Genomic DNA, 9,953 nt, shown 5'->3' with positions numbered 1-9,953 from the left:
TCATCACAAGTGTGCAGCCAGGAGCATTTAGGAGCGAAAATGCCGGGGCAAGTGAACGGCAAAGGTCGTCCCCACCCCAAGTTGGCTCTCGACTTCCATGTGCCCATGATTTTTATCAAGAATCGCCGCCGAGACGGCCAAACCTAACCCCATGCCTTGCGCCTTGGTGGAATACAAGGGCTCGGTGATCCGTCGAATATGTTCTTCTCCGATTCCAACTCCGGTATCTATCACCTCAATGATTATCTGGTTTTCAATCACATCGGACGCAAGGGTGATCGCTCCTCCTTGGGGCATCGCGTCGCTGGCATTGCGTATCAGATTGTGGAACACGATCGAAATTTGATTGGGATCCACCATCGCGGTAGGCAGATCCGCTGCGACTTCGTTTTGCATTCGCACGTTATCTGCAATCGAGACTTCCGAGATAATGTCGTTAATCAATTCGCTGACATTGCATTTGCTTAGTCTCGGTTCGGGCAGCCGGACAAAATCGGAAAGCGCCTTGATGACTTTTTCGATCAGCAAAACTTGGCGATCGATGCGTTCAAGATGCTCGCTTGTCTTTTCGGGGGTCAGTTTTTTTGCGTTGCGAAGGTAATAGGCTGAGGTACGCACCGCATTAAGCGGATTGCGGATTTCGTGGGCGATTCCCCCCGCGACCTGACCGAGCGTGGCCAATTTTCCGGCCTTGAGCAATTCTGCTTGCGCCGCGTGCAATTCGCTGGTCCGTTCGCGGACGCGTTGTTCGAGTTGATCATTGATTTCGCTGAGTTGTTGCTGCGCATTTTTCAAGTCACTGATATCGCGAACGATCCCGGCAAACAATTTTTTGTCGCCCAGTGGCACCTCGCTGACGGCTAAATGCATCGGAAAGGTGGTTTCATCTTTCCGTTTACCTGTGACTTCGCGACCAATACCAATGATCTTGGCACGTCCTGTTTCGTGATAGCTACGAAGATAGCCGTCATGCTCTTCACGATAAGGCGTTGGCATTAGCAATTTCACGTTTTTTCCCACCATTTCGTCTTCGCTATAGCCGAACAATTTGGTGGTGGCAGGATTGACCGATTGCATCATCCCCCGATCATCAATCACGATGATCGCATCCACAGCAGTCCTCAATAACGCGGCGAGCAGGACTTGGTCTTGGTTGTGCATGGGTGAAAACCTGACATCGTTTATCATCGATGAATCGAGCGACTGCGCAGCGAGGCAGAACACAGAAAAAAGGAAATACGCAGCATCACGTCCCTCCGCAGCAGCGACGGGGTGCCGCGTGCTTATTCAAGCGAAGCGAGTTGAGAAGGGTACGAGATGTCATTGCAGGCACGACGTGGCATGCGAATCACCACACATGCCCCCGAGGAACAGGGCTCAACCTCGATCGTCCCCCCATGGGCTTCGACAATACGTTGGCAGATGGACATCCCCAGCCCCGTCCCCGTTCGCTTGGTTGTGTAGAACGGCTCGAACAACTTTTGCTCTTGCTCGACGTTAAAACCGGGGCCATTGTCGGTGATTTTGACTTCGACCTCGTCGTCCTCGCTACCGAAATCGATCTGGATTCGCACGGGATCCGAACACGCGGCGAGCGAGTTTTCGAACAAGTTGCGAAACACCTGCTCCATGCGGACCGTATCAATCTCGATCTCCATGTTGTCGGAATTGCACGACGCGATCAACTCGGCATCTCGCCCTTTGCGAGTGGCGGCGATGTCTGCCCAAGCACGATCCCAAACATGCCCCAGCGAGGTGGTGTGATAATGCACTTGAATGGGTGCCGCGAAGGAACGAACCTCTTCGAGCAAACATTGCAAATCGTTGCTCGCGCGTTGAATGGCATTCAGGTCGTCTTCGGCGTTTTTGTTTCCTGCCACTTCCAACGAAAGCACATCGGATGCTGCCTTGATTCGCTGCAACGCATTGCGACTTTCGTGGCTCAGCGCCGTCATCGTCTGGCCGATCGCGGCAAGTCGCTCCGACTGCAGCGCCCGTGATTGGGCTTCGACCAAATCACTGACGTCCACCCCGACCGCTAATACCGCCTCTGCCTCTCCCTCGCCATCTTTCAGTGTCGTATTGGACCAACGAATGCGGTGACGCCGCCCATCTTTGCCCGAGACATCGTTCACAACGCCACGGGTATGTTCGTGATGTGACGTGGCGATAAAGACCTCTTTGACGCGAACTCGCTCGTGTTCAGGGATACAGCGTTCAAACCAATCCCGCCCCTTCAACTCATCCTGCGTCCAGCCGGTCAGCTGGTGAAAAAAGGGGTTAAAGCGAATCACACGACCATCGAGATCAAGCACCAACACGATCGCTTCGACGGTCTTGAGCACCTCGTTGGTGAAATAGTGCTCTTCGGCCAATTCCGCCTGGAGCAGTTTTTTTTCTGCAATTCGCTTGACGATCGAGCGGATGTCATCGGGGATGATCGGTTTGATCACATAGTCGGTCACTCCCAAACGCAGCGCCGCGATGGTGCTATGCATGTCGCCGAAACCGGTGACCACGATGATGTCGGCATCGGCCGAATTTTCCTTCACCTCGGGCAGAAACTCTTCGATCATTCCCTCCGGCAAACGTCGGTCGGTGATCACCAAGCCAATCTTGGCCGTTTTGGCAATTTCCTTGGATTCATTGAACGAAGCCGCCACCACCACCTCGTGCCCGTCGAGCTCAAGGATGTCACGCAAATTGGCCCGCGTATCGGGATTGTCTTCGATGATGAGGATTCGAAACGGATGGTCCATCAAACGACGATCAAGCAGTAGCGAAAAAGGAGGACGACACGCTGTCAGTGCCCTTGGCACAATCATACCGAATCGCCAAGGCAAGGGTCTAGCCTTTCCCCCCCAGACCAAGGGAGAGGCATGGAAAATTATCACTTTTGAGGTCCCGGGGTGATTTCGACCTCTTTGAATGCAGATTTCGCTGACGACGCTAACTTCGATTTAGCGTCTGTTCCATCGGCTCAGCGCGAATCAAACAATGCCTCCGGGCGATTTGGCAAAAGAAGTTTGTCCTGGCATCGCAAATCGGCATCACGGTTGCTGGTGAATGCGGTTGTCCACTCACGAGGCGAGAGCAATTGATGACGAAAACCATATCCCAGCTGCTGATCGACGCACCGCTGGTTCGTCGGCTTTTACAGACAACCCCTATCGCCGCTGCGGTGATCGATTGCGACGGAACGGTACTTTTTGCCAACGAAAAACTCACACAATTGCTGGGGCTCCCCGACCATGCATTGGTGGGACAATCTGCGAACACCCTCTTCGACGATGCGACATATTGCCTATCTAAGGCACGGCCGGCGCGCTGTGTGGCACAATCCGAGTACGAAACGCAGCACCATGAACAACCGATCCTTGTCAAACGCAAGAATAATCAGGATCTCCCCGTGAAATTAACACTACAACCAATCACCGGTTCCAACGATTCCCCTTTTCTCGCGCACTTTGTCCAGGCGGACAAGACGTCGGTGCCCGCTGATTTGCTTCAATCCGAACGACTCGCGGCGATCGCTCAGATGGCGAGTGGATTGGCTCATGAGAGCCGCAATGCGTTGCAACGGGCAATGGCATGCTTGGACCTGCTTGAACTCGACCTGCAAAACGATCCCGAGCAGATGAATTTGTCCCAAGGCATCCGCGATTCGCTCGCCGATCTGATGGGAAACTACGAAGAGGTCCGTCGCTATGCCGAACCAATCCGGCTGAACTCGCAACGTGTGCGACTTCTGCATATTTGCCAGGTTGCGTTTGATGAAATCGCGGTCCAGCATGAGGACTTTCCCCATCGCCTGCGATTCTCGCGTGATACCGAACAATCCGATGTGATCTATCTCGATCGTGAAAAAATGAAACTCGTGTGTCATCACCTGATCGAAAACGCACTCGATGCGTGCCGTGATGTCGCGGAAATTGACGTTCACTGTGAACGGATTCGACGACACGACGACGACGCGGTCCAAGTGACGATCCACGATCACGGTCATGGGTTCGCCCCTGAATCGTTGCCCCTGGTTTTTGAACCCTTCTACACGACGAAACAGCATGGAACAGGGTTGGGGCTGGCAATTTGTCGACGCATCGTCGAAGCCCATCACGGCGAAATCGAGGCATTCAACCATGACGAGGGGGGCGCGGTGATCCAGATGACGATCGCGGCCGATGGGCATGCCGCCTAGCGGTATTCGGCATCGAATTTTCTTGACAGCTTTCGAAGGAGTTTCTAACAGGGCCGCTTCCCTAAAAGGCCAACGTGAGACATAACGCACACCCAGGATGTGCATATACGCACGACTCATGGGGTTGGGGCGTGGTTTTCTTCGTGAAACAGCAATTGGAACAGTGTTCGCATGAGTGACAGCGATGGATTTCCGCTTCCCGCTCGTTTCAACGCATTCTCTTGGGTATCTGATGATGTCGCACCCACCAATCAAGCTGCTCTTGGTCGATGACGAAGACGATTATCGCCGCAGTTGTATGAAGTACATGGAGCGAAAGGGGCACATCGTTCAAGAGGCCGCCAGCGGGGCTCAGGCGATGATGTTGCTTGAGCGCGACACGTTTGACGTCGCGGTTTTGGATATCGACATGCCAGGGATGAATGGGCTGGAGTTGATGCAACGCATTTGCGAAGCGAAAATCAACCTCGAGGTGGTCTTTCTCACGGGGCACGGCAGCATCGAGACAGCGGTTTCGGCAATGAAACTGGGGGCCTGCGATTATTTAACGAAACCTTGCTCGCTTGGCGATCTGGAGCATCGTTGTCTGCTAGCCCGTGATCGCAATCATCTTCGCAAAGAGAATATCCAGCTCAAAGAACTCGTGTCACGTTCGACTCCCAAGCAGACCTTGGTGGGCGAATCGGCTGCGATGCGAGAGGTGGTGCGAATGGTTGAGAAAGTGGCCCCGACGGGAAAGCCGGTATTGATCGAAGGCGAGAGCGGCACGGGCAAAGAGGTGGTTGCACGTTCGATTCAAGAGCGCAGCCTGCTGGCGGACAAGCCGTTTGTCACCATCAACTGTGCAGCATTGCCTGAGAATCTTGTCGAGAGTGAACTGTTTGGTCATCAAAAAGGCTCGTTTACTGGCGCCTCATCCGAGAAACTCGGACTCTTCGAAATCGCCGATGGGGGCACGTTATTTATTGACGAAGTCGGCGAACTGCCACTGTCGCTGCAACCCAAACTACTGCGTGTTCTCGAAGATGGTTCGCTGCGGCGCATTGGATCCCATCGCGAACGAAAGGTCAAAGTTCGGATTATCGCCGCAACCAATCGCGATCTGACGCAAGCGGTGAAAGAGGGGTCATTTCGTGAGGACCTGTTCTATCGTATCAACGTGTTATCCCTCACCCTACCACCGCTCCGCCAACGCGAAGGGGACGTGGGACTGTTGGTCGACCACTTGTTACCGCACGGATGGTCGATCGACTCGGACGCTCGCGATGTCTTGCTACGCTATCCATGGCCCGGCAATGTGCGTCAACTCATCAATGTGATCGAACGAGCCACGATTCTCGCCGACCACCACGAGATCACGCTTGATGATTTACCCAGTGAAATCACGCACCCCACAGGTCTGCAACAAGGCGTCTACGACGAACACGGTGGTGACACCAACGGATCAGGGCACACTCATTTTGTCGTGGGATCACCGGACGTGAAGGTTGACGATCTGGTCAAAACCCATGTGCTCGAGGTGCTATCCAAAGAGAAAGGAAACAAAGCACGGACGGCGAGAAAGCTGGGTATCCACCGCCGCAAACTGTATCGATTGCTCGAGCGTTACACGCATCCTTCAGGTGCTGACGAAAAGGAGCCTTCCGAAAGCGAATCAATCTTGAACTAGATTCCCGCAACACGTGTGGCAAAGACGAGAATCGAGAGAATCGCGACTGCGATCACGACGCTCCAGAATATTTTTTCATGCGGTGTATCTTTCCATTTCATGCGTCGCATCGGATACGGCTCCGTCGGATTGAGCAAAAGGTTTGTTTGAATCCATCCAAAATGCACGTTATGTGCCAACACATCCCGCAAGGGTTTCACGCTCCAGAACTAAATCCTTTGCAAACCAGAGAGAAGATTCAATGCGAGTTTTAGCGGCAGTGGACCGATCCGCTTATTCAAGCTACGCATTGGATTGTCTGAAGCGGATGCCTTGTCATGACGAAATCGATCTGACGCTCGTGACAGCATCGCCCCGCGTCCCCGAGTACGATCTCAGTGGCACGATGTTTGCCATGGACGCAGCCAGTGTGATGCAACGGGAAATCGAGGCAATCCGGGAATCGTTGAACGAGATGGCCGCATTTGCTCGCAGCGAATTCCGCTCGATCGAAACGCTATCGCCGATCGGTTCCCCGGGGCATGAAATCGTTCGCTTGGCGAGTGAGAAACGTGTCGATTTGGTGTTGATGGGAGCCACCGGGCATTCCGCGATTGCCCGCGTGTTGTTGGGCAGCGTATCGGACTACGTGGCAACGCACGCCGACTGTTCGACGCTGGTCGTTCGGCCGCTTGGGGATCAAGCCCCCGATCCCAACATCGCCTCGCCGGCGCCGTCACGCATCTTGATCGCGATTAGCAATGCGGAGAGCGACGTCGATTTAGCGGCATGGATTACCCGATTGGGATTTTCCACGACGACCGAAATTCACTTGGTTTATGTTGAGCAAATCCTACATTTTTATGACCAAGAATTGTTCCATCAAGCATCAAAATATCGCCAGGATCTGCAACCCATCGCCATCGAAACAATTGAAAAGATTAAGGCAAAATTGCAGTCACAAGGCTTCACGACTCACGCGAAAACGATCGAGGCGAATCATATCGGACACGGCATCGTGGAATATGCAGAACAGCAAAAATGCGATTTGATCATCACTGGCGATCAGCGTGAGACGCTAATCCAGCGACTGTTTCTCGGCAGCAATTCACGCCATGTGCTCAGACATGCGCATTGCAGTGTGTTGATTTCACGGACAAGTGTCACCGCTTTCACAACTGCTAGCGACCAAGCGGACAAAGTCACTCGCGGATAACATCCCCAGCAATTTTTTCTCCTTGGTCACCGCCAAGTGGTGGAAACCGTCGTCGACCATCTGTTTGGCCGCATCGCACATGGTGGTTTCCGGTTGTACCGACGCCACATTTTCACTCATCACCTCGGTGACTTTGTCGGTGCCAAATCGTCGCTGGATCAACTCGACGGCCCACAAGCAGTCTTCGAAATGCGGATAGTCGCTGTCGAGTAATTGATCGGTCGAAAGGACCACACCAGCAAGGTCACTACGAGTGACGATCCCGATGACGTTTCCCGCCGCATCGACCACGGGGATCGAAGAAACGTTTCCGGTTTTCATCAACTCTAAAACGTCGCGGACCGTCGAATCACGATTGACGGAAGAGATCGATTTCGACATCCAATCGCCCACCGCTTCGTCACAATTGGCGAATTTGGTCATCGCATGCTCCTTGGTTAAAAGGGAATTGAACGGAGTGCGTCTGTAAGAGCGGGGTCACAGCCGACATGAAATCCGCGTTTAAATTCCCACAGTACAGCGAAACGTCATCAGGCAAAGCCCGTACCATCGCCAGCAAAAGCGACTCGCGAATGAGTGTCCTACGACACGCATTGAAAGCTCCAATAAGCCGGCTCAATAAGCCGGCCTGCCGCCACGATGATTCCTCTGGTAAGACGATCGGGCATGACGATCTGGCACGACGCTGTGACGAAGTGCACACTCATCACATCGCTGTGGAATCAAGACTCCCCGAGCCAAAGGGAATGAGTTGATCAACCGAACCGCCTTGCTGGCGAGTAATAGCTCTATTGTACAATGGCGTGATCTCGCATGTTTGCATTTTAGCCTTCGCAATCCCTAAGCGATCGGACTTGGCATTCGCTTTGCGTCGACCCGAGGTGTTGAGTTCCTTTTCGCGGATCGCCTACCGACGAGGCCTGTTTTCGATGAGCCAGAGAAACCTCGACACGATCGGACTCGACAGCGAAGGCTCGCCATTTCTGATTCAGCCGTTGGCGGATCTCGCATCGCTGGAGACGTTCCCCGCTCAGCGGTTACTCTTTCGTGAAGGCGAAGTCCATGCCAAAATCTACTGGATCAAAGAGGGGCGAGTGCGGTTGGAGATGTCAGGAACGCGAGCCGGAGCAAAGGCGATGTTAACCGCCGGCCCCGGTGATTTGTTGGGATGGTCCGCCGTGCTGGGCGATCAACGCATGACCGCCACGGCAGTGGCCACGCTCGAAACCACCTTGATTGCCTTTGATGCGGCAGCGCTTTCTCAGCTTTGCGAACAAAACCACGATATCGGTTACAAGGTGATGTACACGATCGCCAAATCACTTTCGAAGCGATTGGTGGCGACTCGCTTGCAACTACTCGACTTGTTCTACCAACCGCAAGGTACTCCGGAATGACCCAGCCCGCTCAAAACGAAATGTGGTGGTTGCCGCGAGGCGAGTTACAACAACTGATCGATGCATTGCATCGCTGGGGATACCGGGTGGTCGGTCCCACGGTGCGAAACGGTGCAATCATTTACGACACGCTAAACCATGTCGATCAGTTGCCCACGGGATGGACCGACACCCAATCACCCGCCACCTACCAGATTCAAAACACGCATCAGCAGCGGCGATTCTATTTCAACTCGAGCCCCGATTCATGGAAAAAATTCCTTTACCCCGCTCGCCAAGAACTCAGCGGTGCGAAGCTGACCGATGACGGTTGGCAATTTACGGATAAGGTCGAGGATCCCGAGAGTGTTGCGTTGCTCGGCGTACGTGGTTGCGATCTGAGCGCGATTGAAATCCAGGATCGTGTGTTTCTGCGTGGGGAGTTCGTGGATCCGATTTATTTGCGGCGACGCGAATCGGCACTGATCATCGCGGTGCAGTGTTCCACTGCTGCGGCGACATGCTTTTGCACCTCGATGAACAGCGGCCCGAAATGCACGAGCGGATTCGACATCGCTCTCACCGAAACCGAAGCGGGATACTGTGTCGAGACGGGAAGCGAAAGGGGCGCAAGTATCGTTACCGAACTCGCGCTGAACACAGCGGACGCAGCGCAAGCGGAACTTGCCGCTGCCGAGTTAGAAAATGCGAAGCAAGCGATCACAAAACGACTCGACACCACGAATCTACATGACGATCTACTCGACAACCTGGAACACTCGCACTGGGATGAAGTTTCTCGTCGTTGTTTGTCATGTGCCAATTGCACCATGGTTTGCCCGACTTGTTTTTGCTCAACCGTCAATGAAGTCAGCGACTTGAACCAGCGTGATGTAACACGCGTCCGCCAATGGGATTCGTGTTTCAATCTCGACTTCAGCTACACCGCCGGCGGCACGGTACGCAATGACGTTCGCAGCCGCTATCGCCAATGGCTGACACACAAGCTTGCGACTTGGCAAGATCAATTCGACACGATCGGCTGCACTGGCTGCGGACGATGCATCACGTGGTGCCCGGTGGGCATTGATTTGACCGAAGAAATCGCCGCGATTCGCGAACCCCAATCGAAAAACATCGACACGGGTCTGCAGTGAACAATGCGATCAAATGCGGACATTAGTCACCGAGCGGAGGGACGACATTGAGTCTTGCTGAGAGCGCAGCGACGTAGTGAACACGTTCTTCCTCGTGAGCGAATTCGATTGGTCGACGCATCTGAAGATCCGTGAGTGAATCGAATTGATGCCGTTTTAGAAACTCAACCAACCCGTCCAATAGTTTCCCAATCACATCGGGCCCTGAGCGATACAGCTCACTTGTCACCATCGCAACATCGGCTCCTGCCAACAGTACCTTGATCACATCCTCGCTGCTGGCGACTCCACCACTGGCGGCAAGCGACATCGCGGGGCAATGCGAATGGACTCGCATGATCGGATCGATCAATTGGAT

Annotated in this window: 8 protein-coding genes and 1 pseudogene; 5 read left to right on the top strand and 4 right to left on the bottom strand. The window is 53.8% G+C overall.

Going from position 1 to position 9,953, the window contains the following annotated elements; all coding sequences use genetic code 11:
• Positions 1-27: 27 nt before the first annotated feature.
• Both ABX962_RS20145 and ABX962_RS20140 read right to left on the bottom strand, forming a co-directional pair.
• Positions 28-1,161, bottom strand: coding sequence for a nitrogen regulation protein NR(II) (locus tag ABX962_RS20145; protein WP_372721813.1), 1,134 nt, complete (start codon positions 1,159-1,161; stop codon positions 28-30).
• A 122-nt stretch (positions 1,162-1,283) separates the two neighbouring features.
• A complete protein-coding gene (locus ABX962_RS20140; RefSeq protein ID WP_372721812.1) occupies positions 1,284-2,825 on the bottom strand; it encodes an ATP-binding protein in 1,542 nt (513 codons plus the stop codon).
• Between the two features lie 275 nt (positions 2,826-3,100).
• Between ABX962_RS20140 and ABX962_RS20135 the strand changes: the two genes are divergently transcribed.
• The 3 genes from ABX962_RS20135 (at position 3,101) to ABX962_RS20125 (ending at position 7,062) form a co-directional block, all read left to right on the top strand.
• Positions 3,101-4,198 carry a PAS domain-containing sensor histidine kinase gene (locus ABX962_RS20135; RefSeq protein WP_372721811.1) on the top strand — a complete coding sequence of 366 codons (1,098 nt, stop codon included), beginning with the start codon at positions 3,101-3,103 and terminating at the stop codon, positions 4,196-4,198.
• A gap of 235 nt (positions 4,199-4,433) precedes the next feature.
• Complete coding sequence (locus ABX962_RS20130; RefSeq protein WP_372721814.1) at positions 4,434-5,867, top strand: sigma-54-dependent transcriptional regulator; 1,434 nt, start codon at positions 4,434-4,436, stop codon at positions 5,865-5,867.
• Between the two features lie 241 nt (positions 5,868-6,108).
• Positions 6,109-7,062, top strand: coding sequence for a universal stress protein (locus ABX962_RS20125; RefSeq protein ID WP_372721810.1), 954 nt, complete (start codon positions 6,109-6,111; stop codon positions 7,060-7,062).
• On the opposite strand, the gene ABX962_RS20120 is transcribed toward ABX962_RS20125, so the two are convergent.
• On the bottom strand, positions 6,997-7,485 hold the full coding sequence (locus ABX962_RS20120; RefSeq protein WP_372721809.1) for an HPP family protein: 489 nt from the start codon (positions 7,483-7,485) through the stop codon (positions 6,997-6,999). The genes ABX962_RS20125 and ABX962_RS20120 overlap by 66 nt on opposite strands.
• Before the next feature lie 506 nt (positions 7,486-7,991).
• Between ABX962_RS20120 and ABX962_RS20115 the strand changes: the two genes are divergently transcribed.
• Together ABX962_RS20115 and ABX962_RS20110 are read left to right on the top strand one after the other, a co-directional pair.
• The gene (locus tag ABX962_RS20115; RefSeq protein WP_372721808.1) at positions 7,992-8,459 is read left to right on the top strand and encodes a cyclic nucleotide-binding domain-containing protein; all 468 of its coding nucleotides are present in this window, start codon (positions 7,992-7,994) and stop codon (positions 8,457-8,459) included.
• Positions 8,456-9,595: a 4Fe-4S dicluster domain-containing protein gene (locus ABX962_RS20110; protein WP_372721807.1), complete on the top strand. Its 1,140-nt coding sequence runs from the start codon at positions 8,456-8,458 to the stop codon at positions 9,593-9,595. Before ABX962_RS20115 ends, ABX962_RS20110 begins: the two co-directional genes overlap by 4 nt.
• Before the next feature lie 22 nt (positions 9,596-9,617).
• Here the strand turns inward: ABX962_RS20110 and ABX962_RS20105 are convergent.
• Positions 9,618-9,953 (bottom strand): annotated as a pseudogene (locus ABX962_RS20105) (dihydroorotate dehydrogenase); the annotation flags it as partial.

This window comes from Novipirellula sp. (assembly GCF_041583735.1).
In the GTDB taxonomy this organism is placed as follows: Bacteria; Planctomycetota; Planctomycetia; order Pirellulales; family Pirellulaceae; genus Novipirellula.
The sequence above is the reverse complement of the archived record's forward strand: the minus strand, read 5'-3'. Positions and strand labels throughout refer to the sequence as shown.